Source organism: Streptomyces muensis (assembly GCF_021474425.1).
In the GTDB taxonomy this organism is placed as follows: Bacteria; Actinomycetota; Actinomycetes; order Streptomycetales; family Streptomycetaceae; genus Streptomyces; species Streptomyces muensis.
The window spans coordinates 85,348-111,122 of sequence record NZ_JAKEIP010000005.1; the positions used below are offsets into that span (position 1 = coordinate 85,348).

31 protein-coding genes and 1 pseudogene are annotated in these 25,775 nt (G+C 70.4%); 24 read left to right on the forward strand and 8 right to left on the reverse strand.

Annotated features, from left to right (window positions below; all coding sequences use genetic code 11):
* The first annotated feature begins 105 nt into the window (after window positions 1–105).
* Both L0P92_RS02705 and L0P92_RS02710 read left to right on the forward strand, forming a co-directional pair.
* Entirely contained in the window at window positions 106–642 is a 537-nt protein-coding gene (locus L0P92_RS02705; protein ID WP_234760785.1) for a hypothetical protein, read from the forward strand.
* 127 nt (window positions 643–769) lie between these two features.
* Window positions 770–1,150 carry a hypothetical protein gene (locus L0P92_RS02710; protein WP_234760786.1) on the forward strand — a complete coding sequence of 127 codons (381 nt, stop codon included), beginning with the start codon at window positions 770–772 and terminating at the stop codon, window positions 1,148–1,150.
* Between the two features lie 65 nt (window positions 1,151–1,215).
* Here the strand turns inward: L0P92_RS02710 and L0P92_RS02715 are convergent, their stop codons facing one another.
* Window positions 1,216–1,875, reverse strand: a complete 660-nt coding sequence (locus L0P92_RS02715) for an Rv1352/Rv1906c domain-containing protein (protein ID WP_234760787.1) — start codon at window positions 1,873–1,875, stop codon at window positions 1,216–1,218.
* 266 nt (window positions 1,876–2,141) lie between these two features.
* Here L0P92_RS02715 and L0P92_RS02720 point away from each other — a divergent pair, with 266 nt between their 5' ends.
* Both L0P92_RS02720 and L0P92_RS02725 read left to right on the forward strand, forming a co-directional pair.
* Window positions 2,142–2,678, forward strand: coding sequence for a hypothetical protein (locus tag L0P92_RS02720; protein WP_234760789.1), 537 nt, complete (start codon window positions 2,142–2,144; stop codon window positions 2,676–2,678).
* Window positions 2,679–2,769: 91 nt separating this feature from the next.
* Window positions 2,770–3,579, forward strand: coding sequence for an endonuclease domain-containing protein (locus L0P92_RS02725; protein WP_234760790.1), 810 nt, complete (start codon window positions 2,770–2,772; stop codon window positions 3,577–3,579).
* 42 nt (window positions 3,580–3,621) lie between these two features.
* Here the strand turns inward: L0P92_RS02725 and L0P92_RS02730 are convergent, their stop codons facing one another.
* Together L0P92_RS02730 and L0P92_RS02735 are read right to left on the reverse strand one after the other, a co-directional pair.
* Entirely contained in the window at window positions 3,622–3,873 is a 252-nt protein-coding gene (locus L0P92_RS02730) for a hypothetical protein (protein ID WP_234760791.1), read from the reverse strand.
* Window positions 3,870–4,175, reverse strand: coding sequence for a hypothetical protein (locus L0P92_RS02735; protein ID WP_234760792.1), 306 nt, complete (start codon window positions 4,173–4,175; stop codon window positions 3,870–3,872). The genes L0P92_RS02730 and L0P92_RS02735 overlap by 4 nt, the downstream gene beginning before the upstream one ends.
* 236 nt (window positions 4,176–4,411) lie before the next feature.
* On the opposite strand from L0P92_RS02735, the gene L0P92_RS02740 reads away from it, so the two are divergent.
* From L0P92_RS02740 to L0P92_RS02760, 5 genes are all read left to right on the forward strand, one after another.
* Window positions 4,412–4,810 (forward strand): hypothetical protein, encoded by a 399-nt coding sequence (locus L0P92_RS02740; protein ID WP_234760793.1) that lies wholly within the window; start codon window positions 4,412–4,414, stop codon window positions 4,808–4,810.
* A 141-nt stretch (window positions 4,811–4,951) separates the two neighbouring features.
* Window positions 4,952–5,488 (forward strand): hypothetical protein, encoded by a 537-nt coding sequence (locus tag L0P92_RS02745; RefSeq protein WP_234760794.1) that lies wholly within the window; start codon window positions 4,952–4,954, stop codon window positions 5,486–5,488.
* A complete protein-coding gene (locus tag L0P92_RS02750) occupies window positions 5,485–5,694 on the forward strand; it encodes a hypothetical protein (protein ID WP_176188282.1) in 210 nt (69 codons plus the stop codon). Before L0P92_RS02745 ends, L0P92_RS02750 begins: the two co-directional genes overlap by 4 nt.
* 35 nt (window positions 5,695–5,729) lie before the next feature.
* A complete protein-coding gene (locus L0P92_RS02755) occupies window positions 5,730–6,437 on the forward strand; it encodes a hypothetical protein (RefSeq protein ID WP_234760795.1) in 708 nt (235 codons plus the stop codon).
* A complete protein-coding gene (locus L0P92_RS02760) occupies window positions 6,437–6,706 on the forward strand; it encodes a hypothetical protein (RefSeq protein ID WP_234760796.1) in 270 nt (89 codons plus the stop codon). The genes L0P92_RS02755 and L0P92_RS02760 overlap by 1 nt, the downstream gene beginning before the upstream one ends.
* 102 nt (window positions 6,707–6,808) lie before the next feature.
* Here the strand turns inward: L0P92_RS02760 and L0P92_RS02765 are convergent, their stop codons facing one another.
* The 5 genes and pseudogenes from L0P92_RS02765 to L0P92_RS45625 form a co-directional block, all read right to left on the reverse strand.
* Window positions 6,809–7,981: a hypothetical protein gene (locus L0P92_RS02765; protein WP_234760797.1), complete on the reverse strand. Its 1,173-nt coding sequence runs from the start codon at window positions 7,979–7,981 to the stop codon at window positions 6,809–6,811.
* A gap of 42 nt (window positions 7,982–8,023) precedes the next feature.
* Window positions 8,024–9,496 carry an XRE family transcriptional regulator gene (locus L0P92_RS02770; protein ID WP_234760798.1) on the reverse strand — a complete coding sequence of 491 codons (1,473 nt, stop codon included), beginning with the start codon at window positions 9,494–9,496 and terminating at the stop codon, window positions 8,024–8,026.
* A gap of 286 nt (window positions 9,497–9,782) precedes the next feature.
* Window positions 9,783–11,018, reverse strand: a complete 1,236-nt coding sequence (locus L0P92_RS02775) for an NsdA family TPR-like regulatory protein (RefSeq protein ID WP_234760799.1) — start codon at window positions 11,016–11,018, stop codon at window positions 9,783–9,785.
* A gap of 240 nt (window positions 11,019–11,258) precedes the next feature.
* A complete protein-coding gene (locus tag L0P92_RS02780) occupies window positions 11,259–11,708 on the reverse strand; it encodes a hypothetical protein (protein WP_234760801.1) in 450 nt (149 codons plus the stop codon).
* Between the two features lie 465 nt (window positions 11,709–12,173).
* Window positions 12,174–12,338 (reverse strand): annotated as a pseudogene (locus L0P92_RS45625) (helix-turn-helix domain-containing protein); the annotation flags it as partial.
* A 352-nt stretch (window positions 12,339–12,690) separates the two neighbouring features.
* On the opposite strand from L0P92_RS45625, the gene L0P92_RS02785 reads away from it, so the two are divergent.
* From L0P92_RS02785 to L0P92_RS02855, 15 genes are all read left to right on the forward strand, one after another.
* A complete protein-coding gene (locus tag L0P92_RS02785; protein WP_176188268.1) occupies window positions 12,691–12,936 on the forward strand; it encodes a MarR family transcriptional regulator in 246 nt (81 codons plus the stop codon).
* Between the two features lie 221 nt (window positions 12,937–13,157).
* Window positions 13,158–13,625, forward strand: coding sequence for a hypothetical protein (locus L0P92_RS02790; protein ID WP_176188266.1), 468 nt, complete (start codon window positions 13,158–13,160; stop codon window positions 13,623–13,625).
* A complete protein-coding gene (locus L0P92_RS02795; RefSeq protein WP_234760803.1) occupies window positions 13,622–14,023 on the forward strand; it encodes a hypothetical protein in 402 nt (133 codons plus the stop codon). Before L0P92_RS02790 ends, L0P92_RS02795 begins: the two co-directional genes overlap by 4 nt.
* Window positions 14,020–14,448 (forward strand): hypothetical protein, encoded by a 429-nt coding sequence (locus tag L0P92_RS02800; RefSeq protein WP_176188262.1) that lies wholly within the window; start codon window positions 14,020–14,022, stop codon window positions 14,446–14,448. Before L0P92_RS02795 ends, L0P92_RS02800 begins: the two co-directional genes overlap by 4 nt.
* On the forward strand, window positions 14,448–14,765 hold the full coding sequence (locus tag L0P92_RS02805) for a hypothetical protein (protein ID WP_234760804.1): 318 nt from the start codon (window positions 14,448–14,450) through the stop codon (window positions 14,763–14,765). Before L0P92_RS02800 ends, L0P92_RS02805 begins: the two co-directional genes overlap by 1 nt.
* 155 nt (window positions 14,766–14,920) lie before the next feature.
* Window positions 14,921–15,331 carry a hypothetical protein gene (locus L0P92_RS02810; RefSeq protein WP_176188258.1) on the forward strand — a complete coding sequence of 137 codons (411 nt, stop codon included), beginning with the start codon at window positions 14,921–14,923 and terminating at the stop codon, window positions 15,329–15,331.
* 46 nt (window positions 15,332–15,377) lie between these two features.
* Complete coding sequence (locus L0P92_RS02815; protein WP_234760805.1) at window positions 15,378–16,088, forward strand: Pycsar system effector family protein; 711 nt, start codon at window positions 15,378–15,380, stop codon at window positions 16,086–16,088.
* Between the two features lie 56 nt (window positions 16,089–16,144).
* Window positions 16,145–18,676, forward strand: a complete 2,532-nt coding sequence (locus L0P92_RS02820; RefSeq protein WP_234760806.1) for a hypothetical protein — start codon at window positions 16,145–16,147, stop codon at window positions 18,674–18,676.
* A gap of 134 nt (window positions 18,677–18,810) precedes the next feature.
* Window positions 18,811–19,107 (forward strand): hypothetical protein, encoded by a 297-nt coding sequence (locus L0P92_RS02825; RefSeq protein WP_234760807.1) that lies wholly within the window; start codon window positions 18,811–18,813, stop codon window positions 19,105–19,107.
* A gap of 37 nt (window positions 19,108–19,144) precedes the next feature.
* Window positions 19,145–19,366, forward strand: a complete 222-nt coding sequence (locus L0P92_RS02830) for a hypothetical protein (RefSeq protein ID WP_176188250.1) — start codon at window positions 19,145–19,147, stop codon at window positions 19,364–19,366.
* 28 nt (window positions 19,367–19,394) lie between these two features.
* On the forward strand, window positions 19,395–19,862 hold the full coding sequence (locus L0P92_RS02835; protein WP_234760808.1) for a hypothetical protein: 468 nt from the start codon (window positions 19,395–19,397) through the stop codon (window positions 19,860–19,862).
* A gap of 211 nt (window positions 19,863–20,073) precedes the next feature.
* A complete protein-coding gene (locus tag L0P92_RS02840) occupies window positions 20,074–22,485 on the forward strand; it encodes a hypothetical protein (protein WP_234760809.1) in 2,412 nt (803 codons plus the stop codon).
* 75 nt (window positions 22,486–22,560) lie between these two features.
* Complete coding sequence (locus L0P92_RS02845) at window positions 22,561–25,095, forward strand: DNA translocase FtsK (RefSeq protein WP_234760810.1); 2,535 nt, start codon at window positions 22,561–22,563, stop codon at window positions 25,093–25,095.
* Between the two features lie 3 nt (window positions 25,096–25,098).
* Window positions 25,099–25,293 carry a hypothetical protein gene (locus tag L0P92_RS02850; RefSeq protein WP_234760812.1) on the forward strand — a complete coding sequence of 65 codons (195 nt, stop codon included), beginning with the start codon at window positions 25,099–25,101 and terminating at the stop codon, window positions 25,291–25,293.
* 20 nt (window positions 25,294–25,313) lie between these two features.
* Window positions 25,314–25,628, forward strand: coding sequence for a hypothetical protein (locus L0P92_RS02855; protein WP_234760814.1), 315 nt, complete (start codon window positions 25,314–25,316; stop codon window positions 25,626–25,628).
* Window positions 25,629–25,775: the final 147 nt, after the last annotated feature.

The following is a 25,775-nucleotide window of genomic DNA, read 5'->3' on the forward strand; positions in this document are numbered from 1 at the left end:
GCCACCCAGGAAGATGGGCGAACCCCTTCACACCATACAATGATGCGTTGTATAGTTGAGGGGTGGTCATCCCTCCGGGGTCGTCGACGAGAGCGGGAGACGGAGATGGCGCAGCGCTGGTGGACCCTCGCCAAGCAGGACATGAACACCCAGGTCGCCGACCGCGGCCACACCCTCACCTGGAAGCAGGTCCCCCGCCCGACCCTCGACCACGCGCTGGCCTTCGAGGGCACCTGCCGCGACTGCGGTGCCACCGTCACCATCGGCTCCGGCTGGTCCTCCTGCGGTACGGTCCGCGACGCCCGCAGCAGCGACTGCTCCGGGCCCGGCACCGCCGTCCTGACCCAGCTCGAACAGGACCGTTCCGCCGAACTGACCGGCGAGGCGGTCGGGGAGTACCTGCAGGCCCTCGCGGACGCCGGCATCACCCCGGCGCGCCCCCAGGAGCCCTTCCGTAACCCGCTCGCCCCCGAGGGCCAGTGCGGGCTCATGAGTACCGACGGCTACACCTGCATACGCCGCCTCAACAAGCGCGGCACCCACCGCGGCAACGAGTGGGGTGGCCCTCACGGGCATGTCGGCACCCACCCCGACGACGACTTCACCCGCCCGTTCGACAACGACAAGCTCCTCATGGCCTGAGCCGCCAACTCCGGTGTCACGGAGGGGTGTTGGCGCGAGGAAGATCGGCGAACCGACTTCACACCTTACAACTCTACGTTGTAAGGTGTGGGGGTAGCGGGAACCACCGACCACAAGGGGAACGACCATGCTGACCAGCGTCACCTTCGCCGACGGCACCACCGCCCGGATCAGCTACTTCAAGGACCTGGGCCACGCCCTGTACACCTTCGACGACGACACCATCCACGTGATGCCCGGCTACTTCGGCCAGCCCGACCGGCTGGCGGTCACCATCAGCCTCGGCAGGCCGGGCGACATCAGCGGCTACCGGCTCACCGGCCTGCACGTCGGCGACTACCTCCTGACCGGCACGGTGATGTGCACCGGTGACGGCCTGACCCCGCACCCGCACCCGCACAGCCCGGACAAGTTCCCGCTGAAGGACATCACCGACGCGGACTCCCGGCAGGACGCCGCCGACTACCTCTCGGACATTGCCAGCCACTTCTACAACACCTTCGCGTGAGCCGCGAAGGCCCGGGCCCCGCAGCGCCTCCCGCGGCGCGGCGGGGCCCCGGTGTGCGCGGACCGCTACTTCACCGGCTGCCACGACCCGCAGCTGCGCGTCGTGAACTGCCCGTCCCCGGACCGCACCGTCACCCGCACCTCCTGCGCCGACGTCGCGAACGCGTTGTCGAGCACCTTCCCCGACCGCGACGTGCGCTCCCAGTAGCACTCGCGCAGCGCCCCCGTCGTGCGGTACGTGCCCGCCGGCATCTGCCCGGCCCCCGAGCCCACCTCGTACGTGCCGTCGACGAACCACCGCTCGTACGTGCCCTCCACGGCCGCCTTCAGCGTCTTGGCCTGCGCCGGGCAGAACTCGGTGACCCCCTCCTCGAGGACCGTCTCCCCGTCCTGCTTGGTCAGCTCCTTCTCCGCCAGCCACTGCGCCGGCGAGACACCGTCGAGCTCCTTCTCGCCGAGGAGGTCGCAGTACCGCTTCATCGCGTCCGCGGACGACCCGGTGCCCTGCCCTTCGAAGTAGTAGCTGGTGCCCTGCACCAGTTCGTTGAACTTCTCCTCCGGCGTCGCCGCGGCCGGCGGGCTGCTGGACGCCGCGGCCGTGCCCGCCGCGGACGCCGTCCCCGCCTTCCCGGCCTCGCTCGTGCCGCCGTCGGAACAGCCGGACATCACCACCATCGCCGCCACCACGCCGGCTGCGACGATCCCCACCCCAGGTAAACGTCTCATCCGCGCAGAATCGCACTCGAAGATCGCCGGGGGAGGGGAAACCGGGAGATTCGCCTCTGCCGCACGAGGCGCGGGCCCAGGGGCCCGCCGTCCGGCGGGAACCCTGGGCCCACTTCCAGCCGCTCCGCGGAGCGGCGGCTACGGACACGACGCTACGGCGGCAAAACCCCTGATGGCAAAGGAAATTGCCCCCCAACCCGCTCGGACTTTACGGCGCTACGTTGTATAGTTGAGCGGTAGGGAACACCGTGAAAGAGGGGGATCGAATGGGCGCCGAGTACTTCACCGCCTACCACGACGGAACCGACGTCAAGCAAGCCTTCCACGACGCCGTAGAGCACGCCGAGTACGAAAGCGGCCACGGCGGATACACCGGCACCATCGCCGAGAAGGACGAATACAAGGTCGTCACCGAGACGCCGATGACGCTGAACGAGGCCGAGAAGCTGGCAGCCAAGCTCAGCGAGTCGGACGACGAACTCGCCGACAAGTGGGGCCCCGCAGGCGCCATCCCCGTCCACACCGACCGCCGCACCGTCCGCGTCACCATCCCCGAACGAGCCAACCACGGCCGCGGATTCAAGACCACGAAGGAGGCCGCGACCGCGGCCCTGGAGCAGGCCGGGGTCCTCCGTGAGGGGGAGAGCCAGGTGCCCAGCACCCAAGGCGTCTACATCCAGGGCGTCTACAAGAGGCACCCCCGCACCGACTACGTGATCGGTGGGGAGCTCGAGATACCCGTCGAGGGCGGCGGACCGCTCGAGCACCGCGGCTGGCTGTTCTTCGGATTCGCCTCGTACTGAGCAGCCCCAGCGAGGCCGGGCCGGGCGGCGCCCCCGCCCGGCCCCGGGCGGTCTCGGACCGGGTGTCAGTGCCGTACGGCACGATCCCCCCATGCCCAACCTGGACGACCTGTCCCCCTACCGGCGCGCGAAGCTGCTGTGGCGCTGGTCCTTCCGCGGGCTGCCGTTCGTCGAGCAGCTCGTCATCGACTCCGCGGACCGCCCCTGCCGCCTGCCGGCGCCTCCGCCCGGGCCGCCCGGCCGGGCGCTCGCCGTCCCCGGCGACGACGGCCGTCACCACCTCGTCCGCGCCGGCCGCGTGCTCTGCTGCGACGCCGACGCCGATGCCGTCGACGGCTGGAGCCACCGGCAGCGCTGCACGTGGGTCGAGACGGGGGACGGCCCGCGGAAGTGGACCGGGGGACGCGACGACGGCGAGATCATCTGGGGCTCCGCCGACACCGCCTGGACCGTACGCCCGACCGGCCCGGGCACCGACCCCGGCACCATCGTCCGCCGCGACCGCTGCGTCGCCGGCCACTACATGACGCTGCACCTGTGGCCGCCGCCGCCCGCGCGTACGGCCTCCATCCGCAGGCTGCGCGCCGCGCTCGTCGACACGATCGGCTCCGACTGCCATCTGTGCGGCCACTACCCGGGCGCCGCGGTCGACCACGACCACGAAACGGGCCTGGTCAGGGGCCTTCTATGCGCCATGTGCAACCGGGCGCTCGAGGAATGCCCGCACGCGGGCGGCTGCCCCAAGGCCGACTACCAGCTCGCGCCCCCGGCGGCCGGCCTGGGCCTGATCTACCCCGCCAGCGAAGAGTGGCGGCCCAAGGAGTCCACCCGCCAGCGCAAGATTGAAGAGCTGGGGTTCGACCCGTTCGAGGGACTGGCCACCCGGCGGGCGCCGGGCTGAGACAGGAACTGCTCCCGAGGCGCCCGTCGGCTGCTCAGCTGCTCAGCCAGTCCAGACGACGGCGAGCAGCGTGATCCGCTTGGTGATCGGATTGCACAGGATCACCATCGTCCCCCAGTCGCCGAAGGAGGCGGCCCGGGTCAGGCCGTCATCCTCGCCGTAGGGCGCGGTGATGGCGTACGGGTCGGTCTCCAGCGCGTCGATCAGCTCGAGAGCGGGAAGCCGGGCTTCAACGGGAAGGCCGGCGATCTGGTCGATGGTGTGGGGCGTACGGAGGAAACGCCACTCGCTCACGCGGCGCCGCGCTCCGGCGTCGTGGCCAGCGTGCGCTCACGCAGCTCGTCGAACGCGGCCACCGACTCCTCGGTCTCCTCGAACTCCGCCGGCAGCTGGCCCGTCTCCTGGAACTGTCCACGAAGTGCTTCGATGCGGGGCCGGGCGGCCTCGAGCGCCGTCACGTGACGTACCCAGCGGTCAAGGACTGCGGGCAGCTCGGTGAGGGGGGTCATGTTTATGTCGCGCAGGAACTTCATGCGCTGTTCGGGCACGCTGAGGGCGTGGGCGATCCCGTCGATGGTCCACTCGCCGCCGCTCATCGCATCCTCCTCGTACGGCCTTCTGCTTCGAGGGTAGCGGAGGGCGCAGGCTCCCCACAGGCTGTCGCCGGGAGCGAGGTCGTACCGAAGTCGCCCGTCGAACGCCTCGGCGATTTACGGCACCGTGCGGTGGTCTTTCCGGCGCGAACAGGTCGATGAAGATCCGAAAACCCTCCCAACTTTACAATGTATCGTTGTAATGTGTGGTGGACGGAAATCGCCACACCGAGGAGGACATGACCATGCCCCGCCGCACCGACGCGCTGAAGCTGCGCGGCCCGCTGCCCACCATCCCGACCGTCGCCGCCCTCGGCATCCGCGTCACCTACCCGACCAACGCACCCGACGGCTGGGCTGTGGCCCTACTGCGCCTTCCCAACGACTACTACGTCGTCGTCGGCAACTCGCCCCACGAGCGGTGGGCCGTGGTGTACCGGCACTACGTCGTCCCCGGAACCGGCGTCCACGACCCCCGGGAAGTGCGCGTCGACCCGATCACGGGCACCCCCATGCCGCAGGGCATCAAGTGGAACTGGACCGACGGCAGGGGGATCTCCTCCGTGCTGCGCGCCCTGGCACCGCTTCACCGCGCCCCGGACGAGTGGATCCAGTGCCCCCGCCCCCTGGCGGATTGACGCCGGTCCGACCGGGCGGCGGCAACGGGCGCTGTACGGTTGCCGCCGCCTGCCCTAATCTATTGCTTACGTATAGGGTTTAAATGGGGTTGGTTATCGGCCCCACCGCCATGGTCCGAAGACCACGCCGCAAGGAGCGCCGTGACCACCACCTACCTGAAGACCCGACTGAACGAGCACGACGAACCCGTCCCCGCCGACGGCGAGACCCTCCCGCAGCACACCGAGGACTGCTTCAGCTGCGGCGGCGACGGCTACCTCGTCGCCGGCGCCCGCGAAAACGGGGAGTACCTCCTGCTCCCGTGCGACGTCCACGCCTTCCAGCCGGACCGGGACGCGATGGACGCCGAACAGCACGGCGTCCTGGTCGCCTGGAGCCAGGACGTCCACGGCAGCGACCACCTCATCGCGCTGACCGGCGACACCGACGCCGCCCGGGCCGCGCTCGAGGAGTACTGCCGCGCCATCCTCCCCGGCCACGCCCTGGCCTACCCGCTCACCACCGAGTGGGTCGTCTTCACCCGCCACGGCGCGGCGACCGCCGACCTCCAGGCATACAAGTGGCAGTACGCCCCCGCCACCGCCGGCACGACCGACGCAGTTGAAATCACCCGCGCCCTCACCACCCTGAGTGATCCGGCCTCCGACCGCCTCCGTACCGGCCAGGGGGCGACGTGAGGGAACCGTGCGAGGTGTGCGAGTGGCACGCCGAACTCCACAGCGGCAACTGGCTGGGCTTCGGCGCCGCCAACGAAGAGTGCGAGACGTGCGAGGAACACGCCGAAATGCACGCCGCCGAAGACGGCTGCGTCGGCTGGCTGTTCGTCATCGGGACCTGCACCACCGTCCTGGTCGGCGCCAGCCGACTCTTCCGCCGGCGCTGACCACCACCCGTCAGCCAGCCTGAGAGGATCCACACATGCCCGAACTCCGCCTTCCTGCCGACGACTTCAAGGTCGGCGACCACGTCCACCTTGAGGGCGGTGGCACCGTCGAGGTCCGCAAGATCGAGCGTGGCGAGAAGGGCGCCCTGACCGTCAACCCCGGCGACGCCGACCAACTCGACGGCCACGTCTGGGAACACGCCACCGTGACCCGCCCAGACAACGAACCCATGGTGTACGTCGCCTTGCTCGGTGGCACCACCATCTCCACGGCCCGGGCCGTGCCCTTCGAGCACCGAGAGCTCGCCGAGCATGTCGTAGCCCAGTGGGCGCAGGACCGCGGCCGGCCCGCCACCGTGGAGGACTGGCCGCGGCAGCGCTGGCAGCAGCACGGCCCCGGCGGACTCTCGACCGTACGGCGCACAGAGGCGCAACGGCGGCAGGTGTTCTCCATGGGCCCGAGGTCCTGGACGCCGGACGGCCGAGAACTGCGCACATTCCTCAGCGACTTCGAAGGCTGGCTGTGGGCCTGGGACTTCGAGCCCGACACCTACACCGACCAGCCCGCGCACCACCGCGTCGAGCACCGGCCCGGCACCAGCGCGCTCACCGAAGCCACCGCCCGCGGCACCGACGAAGCCGCCGTCCGCTCCGCATTCGAGCAGGCATGCGCCGAGGCACAACGCACCTGCGGCGAGAGCCCCTACCGGGACCTGTGGGAGACGAACAGGAGTAATGCCTGATGGCTACACGCCCGGTCGCCTGCTTCATCGCCGTCTGTGATCTGTGCGGCACCAGCGAGACCAGCGAGGGCTACACCCCTCACGGACCCACCGAGCAGGCCGTCATCGACATCGTCACCGAAAAGTGGGGCGACCCCTCATGCGGCTGGACCCACACCGCCGACGGCCGCCTCGTCTGCGACACCGTCGACGACACGGCACACAAGACAGCCCACGAAGAAGCCGGCAAGACCATCACCAGCTGCGCCATGACCGTCACGTTCACCTGACCCGCCGCATGACGGAGGCCCGCCCCCTGCTCAGCCGCAGGGCCGCGGGCCTCCGTCATATCTGGTGCATGCGGCGCAATCACTCCACGCGGCAGACGGACCTCACTCTGGAGAGGCGAGCAGCGCGGACCGGTGCTCCCAGGCCAGGCGAAGAAGCGCGGCTCCGGCCGGCTGCATCTGCTCCTGGGTGGTCAGCCTCTCCACGTGGTCGGCGCGGAAGGGGATGCCGACGGAACGGCCGGTGCTGTCCTCGACGGTGACCAGGTGACCTTCGTCGTTGGTCGCAGTGAGTCGGGGGAAGGCGGTGTCGAAGAGGTCCGCGTCGAACACCGCGACGGTGAGCATGTCGCAGACGTAGGTGAGGGGGTCGATGCCGAGCCCCATCCAGCAAACGTGCAGCTCACCGGCGTCGCGGGCCTCCTGCAGAGCAGCGTTGAACGGCCAGGCCGCGTAGTCGATCGGCGCCTTGTCGCTGCCGTACTCCTCGCTACTGCCGAGGAGTTCCTCGCTCAGCTCCCTCACGATCGACTGCCACAGCCCGAAGTCGTTCGTCTCGTTCCATGGCGCATCGTGGGACGGCTGGAACATCCCCACCGGCATCACCTGGTGAAGGTTCCCCCCGGTCGCCACCTTCGCCGGGTCGCGCCAGTGCAGGATGAACTCGGCCTCGCCGGTCTTGCGGTCGTGTCGAATGGCGAGCGTGCTGATCGCGGCCATCACGGGGCGCCGGGCGAGGTCCGTGGGATCGCCGACAGCCGCACGGAACGGCATCTGAGACGCCGGAGGCGCACTGTCACCCGGGGCGGCGAGCGCAGCCGCAGCGTACTCGTGGGCCGACGCCTCACAGATGTTGATCACATCGAAGTACTGGCCGCGGCCGAATCCCAAGACGGGGGCCTCGCCTGCGGCATCGGCTGCAAGCAGCCGGTAGCACGACCTGTTCTCGAACAACTTGGGCCGGGCGAGCGCCTCGACGGCCGCGGCATAGGACGCCACCGGATCCCCGTGATCCTGCCGGGGCAGGATGTGGCCGAGCTCCGGCTCGCCACCGGTGATCGGTGCCAGCGCGCCGTCGCCCCGCCAGTCCAGCCGCACATCCGCCAGCGGGACCGGAGCCGCCGGAAGCCAGGCCGGCCGCGCCAGCAGGGGAGTACCGGCCACCCGCAAGTCGTCGGGGAAGGCCCGCACGGCACGCTGCGTCAAGGCGAACCGGTTCTCGTTGAGGTACTCGCGGACGCTGCGCCACTGCTGCTGGCTCTCGGAAGGTGACACCACGCTGGTCAGGGTCGGCTCCTCGGACGACGGGACGGATCGGTCCTACCGGGACAGCAAAAGGTCCCGGTGCTCCCACGCTAGGGCCAAACACGCCGCTCCGGGAGGGGCCATCGGTTCGTTGTTGATGAATTGTGTGACATTTTGATGAGTGAAGGGGATGCCGCCCCGCACGTCCTGGCCATTCCAGTGAGTCACCGTGACGCCCTCGGCGTTCTCCGCAGCGATGTCCCCGAAGAGCTGGTCGAACAGCTCATCGTCGATGACCAGGGCGCTCGGGATGGCGACCGCCAGTGTCAGCGGATCCACCCCCACCCCGAAGGCGAAGGCCCGAACACGCCCCTCAACGCGAGCCCGCTCGAGCGTCCGCCACAACGGCCACCGCTCGTACTGCAGGGGGCCGCCGGATCCATCGAACTCGGGCGCCCCCAACAACTCCTCGTTCAGCTCCCGCACGATGTTCCGCCACAGGTCGAAATCCTGAGGAGACTGCGCGGACATCACACTGCCCGGCTGGAACTCTCCCGCCGGCACCGCGTCGTACAACCCACCCGCGGTCACTACCTTCGCCGGATCCCGCCAGTGCAACAAGAACGTCGCCGACCCATCACGCCGCCGCCGGATCAACAGAGTCGTGATCGCCGGCGTCACAGCACGCAACCCTGGGTCGAACGGGTCATCCACCAGACGGCGCAACGGCAGCCCACCCCACGCAAGGCGCTCACCACCGCCCTGCTCCTGGTGCTCCATATAGGCCGCAGCGAACTCGTGCCCGACCGCCTCGCACAAGTCGACCTTGTCGAAGTACGAGGCCAACCCGAACGTCAACTTCCCCGCCCCCGGCGTCCAGTTCACCGCCGTGAGCCGGTAGCTGGGCCGGTTCTCGAACAGCGTCGGTGCGGAGATGTACCGGATCGCCAACGTGTACCGATCGAACCGCACCCCCGGAGCCCGCAACGGATGCGTCCCCACGGCCTCCGGCTCGCTGCCGGTCACCAGGACCTCCGGCACGTCGTCCGTCCACACCAGCTCCACCTGATCCAGCGGAACCGGCTCGGCTGCCTTCCAGGCCGGCGCCATCAGCATCGGCGTCCCACTGATACGTAGAGCAGGGTCGTACAACTCGGCCGCCGCCCGTGACAGCGTCTCGCGATGCCCATTCAGGTACTGCCGCACCTCACGCCAGCGGTGCTGACTCTCCACAACCTCCGAGGCAGGCTCCAGCCGAGCCATCCCCGCCGGCAGGGCACCCGCGGCGGAACCAGGCGCGGCCCCCGGCGCCGCCTCGAGCGCGGCGAAGAACGCCTCCCGCTCGTGCGGCTCACACTGAGCCAGAGCTGTGTCCAGGATCTGCTGCGTCTCCGGTACCGGGACCAGGCTCGTACCGCGGTTCTTCCACTCCATCACCATGCTGGGGCTGACTCCAAGGCGGTCGGCGTAACGGCGAATGGACAACCGCAGCACGTCGCGCAGCACAGTCGCCTCGTGGCCGGTCCACCGACGCACGGTCGTCCCCATCGCGAACTCAACTCCCAAATCAGCCCGGTAATTGCAGCTTACGCGGCCCACCGGTACGCCGCCGGTACACCACCGGTACAGCACCCGCTCTCCCCGAACTCCCCGATTACAGAAGCTGAATTAAGCACTCCATAAACCCTGCTCCACCTGCACGGGGACCAGCATGAATTCAGCTTCGAATGGGCCACGCGATTGTGATGTGGCGTCAGTAGGACCGACGTGCCGTACGCCGACACATGAAACGGGCCGCCCTGCGGGCGGCCCGTACACGGAGGCGGTTGAGGACTCAGGCGCTGCGGAGCACCTGCAGGTGGTCGAGGAACTCGCGGGCCTCGGGCTGCTCCTGGTGGTCGCGGGCGAGGACTCCACCGAGGTCGTCCGCGACCATGGCCAGGGAAGGCAAGGACTTCCGCTCGCCACCGAGGGCCTTCATCCCGTACGAGACGGCCTCGTCGACGGCGCCCTGGCGGGCGGCGACGACGCCGAGGGTGACCCGGGCCTCGGCATTGCGCATAGGGGAGCGGTCGGTGCCGTCGTAGTCGATCCCGACGCGCAGGACCTCGCGGGCCAGGTTCTCGGCGAGGGCGTCCTCGCCGAGCTTGCGGTAGCAGTCCATCGCGTAGAAGTCCCACTTGGCCGGGTCGACCGTGAAGTGGTTCTCCGGGTTGGTCGGGTACGCCATGCCCTCGAGCAGGCGCCGGCCGGAGTCGAGGGCAACCTCGACCTGACGGCGGTCACCGAGACGAGCCCACGCCTTGGCCTTCTGGGCCCAGAGCTGGACGGCGACGCTATCACTCGGCGCTGCGGCGATGCCCTCGTCCGAAGCGGCGATGACACCCTTCATGTCGCCCCGCGTCAGGGCGAACCACGCCTGCATCTCGTGGCCCCAGCCAACGATCGGCGCGTGCCCGGCCTCGCGGCCCAGGGCGAGCGCGGCCTGCCGCGTCCCCTCGGCAGCCAGGCGCCCCTGGCGCCCGCCGGAGTCGTACTCCACACAACCGACGAGCAGGGTCAGCATGCCGGCCAGGACCAGGACCTCCCGGTGCTGGGTGAGCGTCAGGCGCTGCGAACGCATGCCGACGACCCGCGTCAGCCACGCCCGACCTTCGGCAAGCAGCTGGTCACCGGGCATGTAGGCGTACTCCGAGCACAACCGGTCCACGGTGATGGCCAGCGCGTCCATGGTGGCCTGGTCCAGGTCGCTGGACCGCAGCCTCGAGACGATGTCCACGGTGTCCATCCCGGACACGGCCAGGACCTCGGCACGGCCGTCCCGCTTCGACGGCACCGGGAAGAACGCGTGCGTCGTCGTCCCGAACACCTTCGCGATCAGTTCCTTGCGGTCACGGGGCTCGACTTCGCCCGCCTCCCACCGGCGCCACTGGCGAGCCACGGTCTTGTCGTCGGGCATCGGATCGGCCGAATGCGCGATCATCGCGCGGGCCGCGTCCAGCGGCGACCAGCCGCGGGCCTTCCGCTCGGCCTCCATCCGCTGTGCCCAGGCCGGCCGATCCTCGTACATCCCGTGCCCTCCTTCGCCGCGGCCGACGCCGCGTCCCCTTCCTGCCGAGTCTGGCACGCCGGTCCCGGCCGCGCCGGGGGGACATGGGGTGGTCACTTCCGCTGCCCGCCCCTGTCCACCTTCCCGCGTGTCACGACGCAGGCACACGGTGTTGATCACCACTCTCGGAAGGGAGGCTCCCGCTTCATGTTCCAGTCATCAGGCCCGAGTTGGCGGCGAAGCGCCCTGATCCACCAGCTGTCACACACTCGCGTATTCGCGGCATTCGCGGCACAGGCCGTCTTCGCTGGGCCACATCTTCACGCCGCAGCCGGAGCCACGGCAGTGCACGTACGGGCTGGGCTCGGCGTCTCTCGGCGCCTGGAAGGGGACGCTGTATCCGCCGCCAACTGCGGGGATCTCCTGGGCAGCCCGCTCGGCGGCCTTGTCCTCCCGGACCTCGGCGCACCGTGGGCACTCGGTGCCGGTGTCGATGTCGATGCCGTCCTCGCACCGCGCGTTGTTGCCCCAGCAGGCCGAGGCGCCGAGCAGCGCCAACAGGACGCCAAGGGGCCGGTCGAGCCCGCGGCCGGACTCGGCGACGGCGTCGTTCTCGTACGACCAGAGCAGCCAGCGCCGCTCTACTCGCTCGACGACCTGGTCGACGGTCCGTTGCTCGTCGACGACCGCCTTGGCTACGGCCTCATTCACCGAGGACGGCAGACCTCGAGGGAACTCGCTCTGCAGCTGAGCGGTCAGTGGAGCGGGGATTCCCTCTACCACCTGGCGGAGGTCGGCCACTGCAAGCTTCCTCGTCGGCGCCTCGCTTCTCGACGCGGCCTCGCCGCGCCCGGCAGGCCCTCTACTACCGGTGGGTGGCCTACGGCCGTCACCGACGACGCTTTCCCCAGGTTCAGTACTTCCAGGTTCGTCGGCAACTGTTTCCACCCGTGGCTGCGCCGATTTTCCACCCGTGCCCCGCTCGCGGGTGGAACCTCTTGCCACCCGTCCCTTCTGGTCAGCCTCCGCAGGTCTCCCGCCCGGGTGGAATTCATTGCCAGTCGCCGGGGGCTCTTTGGGCAGGTCAGCAGGGAAATCCCACACCGGGGGACGGCGATCCGGGCGAATGTGCTCGACGGCTTCGGGATCACCTGGCACGATCACGCCACGCTTGGCGAGATTCCGCATGTGCGTGCCCACGGAGCGCGCCGACATGAACGTCTCCTCAGCGAGCGTCGCCTGGCTCGCATGCGAGTTCTTCAGGTCCTTGTTCATGTGATCGGCGATGGCCATCAGCACGGCCAACTCGCCAGTGGACTCGCACCACTTCTTGTGACGCATCGCCCACACCAAAGCCGCGCCGCTCACTGGGCTCCCTCGGGAACCGCAGGGCGTGCCGGCGTCGTGGACACGTCCTCGAGCGCCGGGGAGTGCGCGGATCGGGGGGCCAGCATCGGCCTCCTCACTTTCGTCGGTGCAGTCGCTGACAGCGCCGAGACGGTCAGTCCTTGTCAGACACCAACCACCTCGGAGGGGCTAGACAGCCACATGAAACGCCCTAATATTGTCCCCGTCAAGGGTACATTTTCTCTGGTCGCACTGAGGGGAGGTGCTGGTTGTGGCGATGCCTGCTGCGGTGCTCGAGTCGACGCGTTCGATACCTTTGACCCCACCAAGGGGACAAGGAGTGGACGTGTCGGATGGGAATCCGTTGCTCGACACCGAAGCGGTGGCCGCCAAGATCGGCGTGACGAGCGAGACGGTACGGATGTATCTGAAGCGCACCCGCAAGCGGATTGCGGATGGGCTCACCGTGCGACCGCAGGATCTCCCGCTTCCCGACGAGCAGTTCAACCGTTCGCCGGCATGGTTGCAGTCGACGATCGACGCCTGGATCGCGAATCGGCCCGGGCGTGGCCGTCGCCCCTCCTCTTCGTAACGCCAGCTTCCGGAACCGTATTGACCGGGCCCCGAGTGGAGCGTAAGTTTGTACCCGTGACGGGGTCAAACTTCCCGGCCACACTCCAGGCGTCCTACCGCCTGACATGCAAGAACCCCGGTTGGGTGTCCTACCACCCGACCGGGGCCCGCCTCGGAAGGTGTCCTACCACCGGCCGAGAAAGGAACCGCCCACCTGCACTCTCAGGGAGGCCGATCCCCATGAAGGATCGCACAAGCACGACCGCGGACACCAAGGCGGTGCGCGGAATCGAGTCCACCTCCGAGCAGCCCGTTCCGACCCATCCCGCCCTTCCGGTTCGCCGCCGGCCCGGCCGCCTGGTCGTCGAGTACCTCGGTGACCTCGGCCCGGACACGCGGCACCTGGACATGGTCCCGACGGGCACCCTGGTGTCCGCGTCTGGCACCGTCACGGCGGTGCAGGTCCTGGGCGACGGCGAGGACCGGCGCGCGATCGTGACCGTGACCGGCACGACCGGCGAGTCGGCCCAGTGCGTCGTCGACACCGAGCACTACCTCGACCTGTGGTCCGTCTGCACCGAGGGCGTGCAGGTCGAGCTGAGCGGCAAGGTCCGGCGCCCCGACGCCAACGGCATGGCGCTGATCGACATCCTGGTCTTCACCTCGCCCGACGTCCGGATCGAGCAGGCCGAGGTGGTGTCGGCATGATGGTCGCGACCATGGTGCAGTCCGCCGACGCGGACGCGCGGGTGCAGAAGGAGATCGGCCCCCGGACCGAGGGCGTCACGTACTACAACCCGACCGGCACGTTCGAGGTGCTGAAGGTCCTGCGGGGCGCCGAGGCGACCGAGGCCCTGGGCCGCAACGCCGCGTGGGCGGTGCAGGTTCGCCGCCGGAGCACCGGCGAGGTGACCGTGCACGCCATGACGTGGACCAACTCCGACCACGTCATCGAGCCGAAGCCGGTGCAGGTCCGCAGCGTCGACGAGATCCGCGCGACCCTCAACGGGGGCCCCGGGGAGCTGTCCGACGTGGACTGCGACGTCCTGACGAACCTCGCCGAGGTCGCCGCGTACGGCAAGACCGGGGCGGTGACCACGCGATGACCTCCTCCTCCCTTTCCTCCCGCACCGCTGCCGAGCGTGCCGCGCTGGCCTACCAGGCGGACGTGCACCCTGCGGTCCGGCCCCTGCTCGACGCGATCGCCCAGCTCCACGCCTACCAGCCCCGGGACCTGGCGGACCTCGCGCAGGTCCTGAAGTCCCTGGGCGGCGACGGCACCGGCAGCACGAACGCGGTCGCGGAGATCGGCGACCTGGTCAAGGACTTCTCCCACCACTCGGTGACGGCCGAGCTGCCCGGCTCGGAGCGGGTCGCGCTGGCCCGGAACGCCGTCGAGTACAGCGAGGTCGTACTGCAGGGCGACGGCGAGGACACGATGAACCAGGTCCTCCACGTCCTCGAGGGCAACTCGGCCCCGACGTCCGGGGTGTTGGGCTTTGCGGCCCGCGCGCTGGGAGGTGGCCGCTGATGACCACCACCGGCTTCGACACCTCGGCCGCGCCGACCATGCCGGCCGTTCCGATGGAGAAGCGTCACGACGACGTGGATGAGGCGCCGCCGCTGAGCAAGGGTGCGGGGATCTTCGTGATCCTCGTGGCGCTGACCGGCGCGGTCCTCACCACGATCGACGTGTTCGTCAACGGCTTCTGGCTTGCCCTGGCCCACCTGGGCTGGTTCACCGGGGTCTTCCTCGTGATCAGCCTCGTCATGGGCACCGTCCTCGGCTTCGTTCTCGGCGGTCGACAGGCCAGCCGCGGTGAAGCCCCGGCGGTCGCCAGTCCCTAGCCGACCTCCCCGGCGGGGCCCGGCTGGAGCCGACAACGGTCGGGCCCCGCACCCACCACCCCCTCGTGTACAGCGCTACCGCCCGGGCCGAGTGCGCCCGGACGCGAACACCGCCCGTCACCTCAGCCTCACCGAACGGAAGGACACCACCGACCATGACCGACGCGAGCCGGGTCCGGATCCGCCTCCGCGGCCGTCGCCGCGACGCCGAGACGCCGTCCGGCACCGAGACCGCGCAGCACCTGGCCGGCCACCCGGCCCCGGCCGCCGTGGCCGTGCCGGGCCGTCGGCCCGCCGAGCCCGAGCGGCCCGCCGACCTGGTCCTGCGGTTCCGCACCCGGGGCGGCTCGTACGTCGACATCACCGGCCAGCGGCACGGCAAGACGAACTGGCGCTGCCACGGCTGCCTCTTCGACCTGGACCTCACCCGGGAGCTCACCCACACCCGGGAGGAGGCCAACGACCACGCCGCGAACTGCTGGGCCATCGACCTCAGCACCCCGCGCACCGTCGTGGTCGCCACCAGGCCGAAGTCCCGGGTCCGGTTCTCCGGCCGCCGCTCCTGACTCCACGACCCCAGACCGCTCCGATCCTCGAGAGGGAAACCGCTCCATGACCACGATGAAGGAACAGCCCCGGGTGACGCCGGCCGACCAGGCCGACCGCTACCGGGAGCGCGCCCACCAGGCGCTGGACGGGAAGAGCCCGGAGCACGGCTGGCCGATCCAGAACGGCGACGAGGTCGCGCTGCCCTACAGCGTGCTCGCTGTGTCGCAGGAGCTGGCCGGTGTGAACGAGACGCTCACGCTGGTCGACGGCAACGTCGAGCGGATCGCCGGCGTGCTGGAGGAGCAGGAGCGGACCGCGCACCAGCCGGAGCCGGACTTCACCGAGTCCGAACTCCTCGTGGTGCGCGGCGAGATCAGCCGGACCGACACGAAGAGCTCGATCCTGCTGGCCAGCGTCGCGATCGTCGCGGGCCCGCTCGCGGAGAAGGCCGACAGCCTGCTGCGCCAGCCGTGGTGGGTCGCCGCCCTGGGCCTGGTCGCTTCGGTCCTCGCCGGGGTGTCGACCTGGCTGCTCCTGGACGTCGTGCTGCCCCGGCTGACCGGCACCACCAACGCCAACTTCATCTACTACTCCCGCTGCACCGCAACCGAGCTGGACGAGGCGCTCGGAGCGGGAGCGGACCGGCGCGCCGAACTCGCCGTGCTCTCCGCGATCGCGAAGGCCAAGTTCCAGTGCCTGGCCCGGGCCGGAGTCCTGCTGAAGCTCTCCGGGCTGCTGTTCGCCGTCACGGCCGGCCTCGTCATCGCCTTCTGACCATCCCGCCCTACCCAGACACCTCCGCCAGCTGATCCGAAAGGACCCCGCCAGACATGGCCGCCAACCGCAACAGCCAAACCCCGAGGCGTGGCAGGAAGACCGCCGCGACGAAGGCGGCTGCGACCACGTCGCCGGAATCGGCGCTGCTGGCCGAGGCTCGCGCCAAGGCCGACGGCATCGTTGCCGAGGCCGAGAAGCTGGCCACCGCCAAGGTCGCCGCAGCCGCCACGGACGCGGAGACCACCGTCCAGGGCCTGCTCGATGAGGCCCAGCAAAAGGCGGACATCCTCCGCTCCGACGCGGAGAAGGCCGCCAACTCCCTGCACAACAAGGCCCAGCAGGACGCCGAGCAGCTTCGGACCCGCGCACAGGAGGCCGCGCAGAAGCTGCTCGACGACGCCCGAGCCGAGGCCGAGACGCTGCGCGCCGACGCGGCCGGCACGGCCGAGGAGAGCAGGGCGACCGCCGACGCCGAGGCGTCCGAGCGAATCGCCCACGCCACCGAGGAAGCCGACCGTCTGCGGTCCGAGGCCGCCGAGGCCACCGACCGCCTGCTGGCCGAGGCGAAAAGCCAGGCCGAGGACCTGACCGCCCGGGCTCGTGCCGAGGCGGACACCGTCTTGGGCAAGGCCCGTGCCGAAGCGGCGCGGCTGCGTACGGAGGCGGAGCAGGCCCTGGCTCGCGGCCGGGAGGACGCCCAGCGGATCCGCAGCGACGCTGCCGCTGAAGCCGAGCGCCTGCGTTCGGCGGGCGCCGCCGAGCGGGAGCGCGCCCAGGACGAGGCCGGGGCCATCCGGGCCGAGGCCGAGCGGGTGCGCCAGCACGCGCAGGAGACCGCCGAGGCCCTGCGCACCCAGGCCGAGCAGACCGCCAACCGGGTCCGGGACGCGGCCACCGCCGAGGCGGCGCAGCTGCGCACCGACGCCACGGACGACGCCGACCGGACCCGCCGGACCGCCGAGGACGAGGCCAACCGGCTGCGCGCCGGGGCCCGTTCGGCGGTCGCCGAGGCGGAGAAGCTCTCCGAGCAGCTCGTCGGCCAGGCCCGGGAGGAAGCCGCGGGCATCCTCGACCGGGCTGAGGGCCAGGCACGTGAACTGACCGCACAGGCCGACACCGCCCTGCAGGAGGCCAGGACCAAGCGCGCCGAGGCGACCGCCGAGGCCGACAACCTGCGAAAGGAGGCTCAGGAGGACCGGGAGAAGGCCGCCGCAGAACTCGAGCGCGCCCTGAGCCCGACGGTTCACAAGATCGAGAAGCGGAACCTGAAGGACGAGGCGGCCGACCGGCGCCGGGAGAAGAGGCGGAAGGAGAAGGAGCAGCTCGACGAGCAGTCCCGGCAGCGCCGTCAGTCCCGCAAGGAGGGCAAGCCGACCCCGCTCGACAAGGTGCGCAAGATCCTGCTGGCCGCCGCCGTCCGAGCCCTGATCATCGTGCCCATCATCGCGCCGATGGTGGTCGCCTGGACCGGACAGTCCGGCTTCGCCATCAAGGTCCTGGGCTGGAACTTCGTCGCGTCCCTGGTCTACGCCGCCGCGTACGAGATGACGACCGCGTACTGCGCCTGGCTGTACGACCAGGCCCGCCGCGACGGCGACAAGGGCTGGGAGTACCGCATCGCCACCTGGCTGTTCGGGATCGGCGCCGCGGTACAGCAGTGGTGGCACTACTCCCACGACTGGTCGGCCACCCCCCGCGCGGTCACCTTCAGCGCCATGTCGATGGTCGGCGTCGTCCTGTGGGAGCTGTTCGCCCGCCTGGTCCACCGCCGCAAGCTGCGCGAGGACAAGAACCTCCCGCCGGCACTGCCGAGCCTCGGCATGGGCCGCTGGACCCGCTACCCGGTCCGCTCCTGGACCGCCCGCTCCCTGATGATCGACAACCCGCTTCGGTGGGCGAACGCCGAAGCCGCCTGGACCGCCGCCGGCCACATCCTCGCGGACCGCAAGGCCCGCCGCGCCGGAGCGGCCTACGCGGACCGCTACGTCGTCACCGTCCACCGCACCGGTCCCGACGCCGGTCCCACGACGATCCCGGTGATCGAGTTCCTCGAGCGGGTCTCGCCCGAGACCTCGGTCTCGGACACCGAGGCGATCGAGACCGAGACCCGCCGTGCGCTGCCCCCCGGTGAGACCGGGGTCTCGAACGGGTCTCACGAGACCACCGAGACCGGGTCTCACACCGGCACGGACACCGAGACCGAGACCGCTGAGACCCGCGAGACCGGGTCTCGTGAGACCGGCCAGGGCGGGTCTCGCAGGTCTCGTGCGACCACCCAGGCCCGGTCTCGCGAGACCACGGCCCCCAGGTCTCGCCCCCGCGAGACCGGTACCGCGAAGGTCTCGCGGCTGCGGGACAAGGCCGCCGAAGTCCAGGCCCTGCTGGACGTCATGTGGGAGCGCGGCGGCGCGAACACGGTGCAGCTCGGCCCGAAGAACGCCAAGGGGGAGGCCGAGGAGATCACCGGCTGCCCCCGCTCCACCGCAGCTAAGCGGCTTGCCGACGCCCGGGCCCTGTACGAGGCCGGACACCGCACCTACCGAGACCTCGAGACCGAGACCGACGCCACTGGCACCGACGGCTGAGACCCCGCGACCGGGTCTCGCGAGACCCGGTCTCACACACCCCTGCGAGACCCGCACCGGCCGGGGCAGACACCGAGACCGCCCCGGCACCGAGACCCACCCCGCGAGACCAAGACCGAAGGAGAGCAAGGGACATGACCCTCGTCGCCCCCCCGAAGTACGAGTGGGAGGCCGCCACCGCCCAGGAGGCCCAGACCTCCCTCGAGGCCGTCACGAACCTCATCGACGCCCACCTCAAGACCCTCGTCCCCAGCGACCCCTTCATCAAGAACGACACCCGCCGGAACACCCCGATCAAGCTCCGCATCTCCCTCGACCTCGGCCCGGTCATCCAGGCCATCACCGAGTCCCGGCAGCTCGACGAACAGTTCCAGGCCGGCGGCGACGAGAACCCGGGCGCGGACTACGACCGCACTTGGCAAGCCCCCTGACCTGCAAAAACACGAGAACGAGAGAGAGCCGTCACCGATGACCAACGACACCACCGGGACCGTCCTGCGGGCCACGACCGTCCGCGAGGCCCGGGACATCCTCACCGGCGCCGCCCGCCGCCTGGAGTCCGAGATCACCACCCGGCTGCCCGGCGACAAGGACGGCCAGAACTGGGCCCGCGACCAGGAGCTCGACCTGGAGATCCGCGTCGACTGGAGTCAGCTCGAAGCCCTCGACGCCTACAACGGCACCGCCTGACCTGCACAAATACCCGAGAGGAGGAAGCATGGACCCCCAGCTCGAGCGCGTACCGCCGCCCAAGCTCAACGGCCGTCAGATGGCCTGCGTCGACGCCCAGTTCGCGCTGACCGAGACTCCCGCGATCGCGCACTTCGCCGCCGTCCACCACCACCTGGACCAGATCCTGCGCACCGTCGCGGTGAACGACAGGGACGACTGGATCCAGCGGAACATCGACCGCGCCCGCCGGGACCTCAACACGCTCGAGATGGCCCTGCAGGCGGGCGAGCTTCCCGACCTCACGGAGCGTGACAGTCCGACGCGTTGGAAGACGTCCTTCGAGGGCATCCCGGCCGGCCTGCGCCAGCCGCTGGACGCCTCACGCGGGACACGGGACTTCTCCGCCGCCTACCGCCCGGTCACCCGCCAGCGCATCTCGTCGAGGTTCGCCAACCACCTGCTGGCGGTCATCGGCGCGGTCCTCATCCTCTCCTACTTCGCTAACCGAACGTGACGTGAAGCTGGGTGCGTCAACGTCAACGTCTATCTCCCGGACGCGACGTGAGGGCTCCAAACCCCGCCCCAGGCCCCGGAAACGGCCCCTTGATCAGCACGAATTGACGTTGACGAGGCTCCTTGACGTTGACGTTGACGCTCCGGCTTGACGCCATGCCCGACACGCACAGTTACCGCACCTCGCCGCCCCTGATGTGGAGGAAGACCCCGTGAGCACCCCCGACTTCGACATGGCGCCGCCGGCGGCCACGGCGACCGCGCCGCCGCCTGCTGCTGCCGTACCGCCCCAGGCGTCGGGCGCGGCAGCGACCACGGACCCGGGCGGTCAGCGCACGCAGCGCCGTCGCTCTACGTCACAGAAGGACAGCAACCTTGCCGGGGTCCTGATCCCCGGCGGCGTGATCACCGGACTGATCTCGGTGTGCTGGCTGGCCCACGTCTTCGGCCTGCCGATCGTCATCTTCGCGATCCTGGCCGCCGCGGCCACCGCGACCACGGCTGCGGTCATCAGGGCCGGCCGTCGGGCCGCTCAGGTCGCCAGCCGCCGTAACCGGGCCGGGAACGGCACCGGAGGAGGCGGCCCGGGCCGCGGCACGGGCGCCGGACGCCGGGGAGGCGCGGGCACTGGTGCTGGCCGCTCGGGTGGCGGTCTGTCGGGGAACCGTTCCGGCGGGAGCGGCCCGCGGCGCTCCGGCGCCGGGTCCCGGGGTACGACCGGCCCCGGTGGTGGCCCGTCCCGCAAGCCTGTCGGCCTGGGACCGAACCGCGCGTCCTCCAACCGCTCCGGCGGCCTGAACACCTCGCCGCGCTCCAACAAGGGCGGCCTGGGCGGCAACCGGTCGACCGCCGGTCCCAAGCCCATGAAGGGCAGCCTGTTCGGCGGCGGGGGGCCTGGCTCCAAGGGACTCGGCTCCAAGGGCCCGGGCGGCAAGGGGCCCGGCACGCCCGGGAGCGGCAACCTGAACCGCAAGGGCGCCGGAGGCGGCAAGGGTTCTGCCGTGCCGGGGAAGAGCGGCAAGGGGATGCTCGAGGGTCTCAGCGACGGTTCGCGCGCGCTGGGCAAGGACGCGAAGGCCCTGGCCGGGAAGATCAAGGACCTGGGCGGCAAGAAGGCGCCCAAGGGCACCACGGGCGCGGGCAAGGGCGCGCCCACCGGCAAGGGCACGGGCGCTGGCGGCAAGAAGGCCCCGGGCAAGGGCCCCGGCAAGGGCGCTCCGGGCAAGCCCGGCAAGGTCTCGCCCGCAGGCAAGGGAAAGGGCAAGGGCGCCGCGAAGGGCCCGAAGGGGTCCGGCAAGAAGAAGCACAAGGTCGGTAAGGCGAAGGCGCCTCGGCACGCGGGCTACACCTGGAAGCGGAACCCGATCCGGAAGACCAAGAGCGCCGCCGGGAAGGTGTACCGGAAGGTCAGCAGTCCGAGGTTCCGCCACCGCATGAACAAGGTGGCGACGCCGTTCCGCGCGGTGTTCCGCGGCACCCGCCGGCACGGCGGGAAGCTCCTGGCCAACGCGATGCGCTGGGGCGGCCGGGCGGTCCTCTCCCTCAACTCGTTCTTGGGCACGGTCCGTTTCTCGACCATGGGGCCGAACTGGCTGCGTCCGCTCTCCCGGGTCCTGTACTGGGCGACCAGCCCGCTGGCCAAGCTCGTCAACGTCTCGCGGACCTGGTCGTGGCTGAACGCGTGGGTCTACAAGACCGCCACCGCCAGCCCGCTGCCCGCGCCGGCCGCCGCGAAGAAGGCCGGACCGGTCCCGACCGCAGGAGGCGGCACCGCCGCTCCCGTACCGACTTCCGGCGGGCACGCCCCCGTGCCGTCGCCGGCCACCGCAGCAGGAACCGCAGGAGGAACACCCGTGGACAACGCCCCGGTTCACCACGCCTATCCACTCATCTACGCGGCGGACGCGATCCGGATGGCCGCAGCCGCCTTCGCGGCGGCGCCGGCCGACAGCATGAAGGGCTACGAGGCAGTCATCGAGAACCTCGGCCACCTCGAGTTCGCGATGTGCCACCTGATGCACGACATCGCGCAGGTCACCGAGGACGACTTCAAGGTCAACCCGGAGATCCCGAACCAGTACCGCACGATCGGCATCCACTTCCTGGCGCTGGGCGCGTTCGTCGACTCGGCCCACAAGGTGTACCGGGAGATCCACGCCGAGCAGCTCGACAACATCGAGAACCCCACCTGGCAGGGCCGCAAGTGGGACCTGTCCGAGAACTGGGCGCACGTCATGCCGCAGTTCGCGTGGACCGACCCGACCGTCCACGTCATGCCGTTGCTGCTGGCCTCCGGCGCCATCCGCGACGCCGGGATCCACATCCGGCTGCACCCGTCCGGGACGATGTTCGGCTACGAGATGACTATCGAGCACCTCGCGCCGCTCGCGGAGGCCCTCTACGAGCTGATGGAGACGGTCGCCACCGTCACCGAGTCGGAGTTCCGCGTCCACGAGGCCGTCACCGCCATGCACCGGGACGCCGGCCAGCGCTTCCGCGACCTGGGCGGCGCCATCACCGCCGTCCACTTCCTGTACCGGCTGCTGCACCAGGAGCAGCTCCACAACCTCGAAAACCCCAGCTACCAGGCCGCCAAGTGGGACCAGTCCCGCAACACCGCCTGATCCCACCGGGCGCTCCCGCTCCGCTGCTCCCTCTCCGGCTGTTGACCACGACCTGACCTTAAGGAGTTCCACACCATGGCCCGCTCGAAGGAAGACCGCGAGGTCATCCCCTGGGTGCACGGGGTCGTCTCGACCCCGCTGTTCACCGCGGGGTTCATCTACCTCGATGGCGTCGGCCTGGGCGTCATCGAGGACCAGGGCCACACCGTGCCGCTGGACATGCTCGGCATCGGCTCGGTCGGCGGGGTCATCGCCGTGGCCACCGCCCGCTTCATCCGCACCGGCGGCGAGGGCCGCTCCAAGCGTGCCCGCTGGTTCCACACCGCCTTCTCCGGCATCTGGACCGGCGCCGCGGCGGGCTGGCTGAACTGGGTCGCCCACGGCACCCCTTGGACGCTCGCCTCGGCCGCCGCGCTCGGCGCCATGACGGTGATGATCTCCCCGTTCTACGGCATCGACCGCTACCTGCGCGGCGACGAGATCGCCGAGCAGTGGGCGAAGGAGGAGGCGGCGCTCGCCAAGCCGCTGACCGACTGGGCGGACATGTTCGCCTCGGTCGGCGCCCGCGGCGTGTTCGTCGAGGGCAAGGACAAGGCCAACTACGGCTTCCAGCTGACGCTGCGGCTCACCGAGACCGACTTCGACGGCCTGCTGCCGCTGCTCAAGCGCCTGGAGATGAAGGCCGGTGTCCGTGCCGGCGCGCTCACCCTGAAGCCGGGCGAGACGGCCGACCGGGCGTACCTGCAGGTGTCCACGCGCAACGTGCTCGCCGAGCTGGTGGAGCTGGACCCCAGCGACCACCCCATCACCATCAACGAGCCCCTCACGCTCGGGATGTTGGAGTCGGGCGAGCCCATCGAACTGCTGATGCGGCAGAACAGCGTGCTCATCGCGGGCCAGAAGGGCTCCGGCAAGAGCGTCACCCTGCACGTGCTGATCTCCCTCCTCACGCGCTGCGTCGACGCGGTGATCTGGATGATCGACATGGCCAGCGGCCACACGGCCAAGCGGTGGGTGCGGCCGTGGGTGGAGGGCTGGAAGGACGGGGACGGCAACGTCATCGACCGCCCGCTCATCGACTGGATCGCCACGACCGAGGACGAGGCGGTACGGCTGTACAACGCGGCACACGACGTCGCGGACCAGCGGGCGAAGACCGCCCCGGGCGGCAAGCTCGTCCCGAAGCCGGACAAGCCCGCGATCATCGTCATCACCGAGGAAGGCTCGGACCTGATGGCCTGGTCGCCGATGGCCGCCAAGCCCAAGACCCGCGGCATCAAGAAGGGCCGCAAGGCGGCGATCGACTACGTCGACGTGGTGCAGCGCGGTACCGGCCCCAACACGGGCGGCGGCGAAATCGACAGCCAGTACGACACGACGATCGGCCTGCGCTTCCGGAAGAAGGGCGAGGGCCAGTACGTCTTCCCGGACTTCTACCACCAGGTGAATTTGGCGGCCCTGCCCGGCAACGGCGCCTGCTACATCAAGACGTCGGCCATGAACCCCTCCGAGCCGCCGGAGAAGGGGCGCTTCGCGTACGTCAACGACGACGAGGACTCCACGCACATCGAGGAGATGGCGGTCTCCCGCGCCCACATCCGTCCCGACCTGGACGACGAGGCCGTCGCCATCGCCAACAAATGGGGCTACGGCGACCGTTGGTCCGACACCGAGCGCATCGGCTGGCTGCTGGAAGCCTTCGGCATCGACGCGCCGCGCTCGGCGAGCACGGGCACCTCCGCCAGCATGAACGGCGGCGGTACCGGCACCATGGCGCCGCCCGCGCCGACCGTCCAGCCGCCCGCGGGCACCGGCGGTTCCGGCAACGGAAGCACCGGGCGCGGGACCCTGCCCAGCGACCTCGGTCCTCTGGGGTCCGCCGAGGACTACCTCCGGCGGTACGGCGGCGGCCAGGGGGGCCAGCAGCCGCCGGTCGGCGGCCAGCCCACCCCTGCGCCGGCCGGAACGCCGGGCCCGGACGAGGCAAGTGTGCAGGCCGCGATCTCCAAGGCGCTCGCCGAGGCCGAGTGGCTCACGCAGCAGGCCGCCGAGAAGCACGGCGCCCAGCAGGCGCAGGAGGAGGCCGAGAAGGACAAGTCCCGCGAGCACCCCCGCAAGGACGAAGTGATGGAGATGGTCCGCGACGCCGGGCCCGACGGCATCACGATCGACGCCTGCCTGAAGCGGCTCGAGGAGCAGTACCCGGAGGAGAAGCCGCCCAGTCGGCAGGCCGTCTCGAAGTGGTTCGCCAACGACGAGAGCGTCCTCCAGCCCGGCGGACCCAGGACACCGTATGTGTGGGCCGACCCCGACCACCCGGCGCCGGCCGAACTGCAGGACGACGACGAGGACGAAGACGGAGCCGAGCCGCTCGGCGACGACCTGGACCTGTTCTGCCACGCCGTCGAGCTGGTCGTCTCCACCCAGTTCGGGTCCACGTCGATGCTGCAGCGCAAGCTGCGCGTCGGCTTCGCCAAGGCGGTCTGGCTCATGGACCAGATGACCGCCCGGGACATCGTCGGCGAGCGCGACGGCAGCAAGGCCCGCGACGTGCTGCACAAGCCCGACGCCCTCAACGCCCTCCTCGCCCAGATCAAGGAAGAGAACTGACCGATGGCCATCTCCGTCTCCGCCGTCCTGCTCCTGCTCATCATCGTGATCGTGATGCTGCGAGGGGGCACCCTGCGCCCCCTCCCGGCCTTGGCCGCCACGCTGTTCGGCTTCTTCCTTGCCTCCACCGGCATCGCCCCCTCCATCACCAACGCGTTCCGCTCGCTGGCCGACGCGCTGCACTCCATCAACTTCTGACCCAGGAAAGGTTCTTGACCATGGGCGTCCTCGTCGTCCTGTTGTCCTTCGCCATCGGCGCCGGCCTGACCCAGCTCGGCCACGTCATCGCCCGGCATCTGCGCCCCGATCCGTCGTGCACCTGGTGCGCGACCACCTCCGGCTGGCCGGTCCGCGGCCACGACACGCGTCTGTGCCGGGGGTACGTCCACCAGCTCCGCGAACGGGACCCCGCGTACGGCGGCAACCTCTGGCGCGATCCCACCGACCCGCTGTACGGGGCCACCGAGATCGACGTGAGCCGGGCACAGCGCCTGCCGTTCGTCGCCCGCCCGGCCAACCCCGACACCGAGTAGCCGACCCGATGCAGCAGCCCGCCGCCGACCAGCCGGTCATCGTCCCCGCCCCGGACGGACGCCTCCTGATCGCCGTCCTGGACCCGACCTCCACCGCGACCACCAGCCCGCTGCGGCGGGCGCTGGCCCACCCCCGCACCGCCCCGC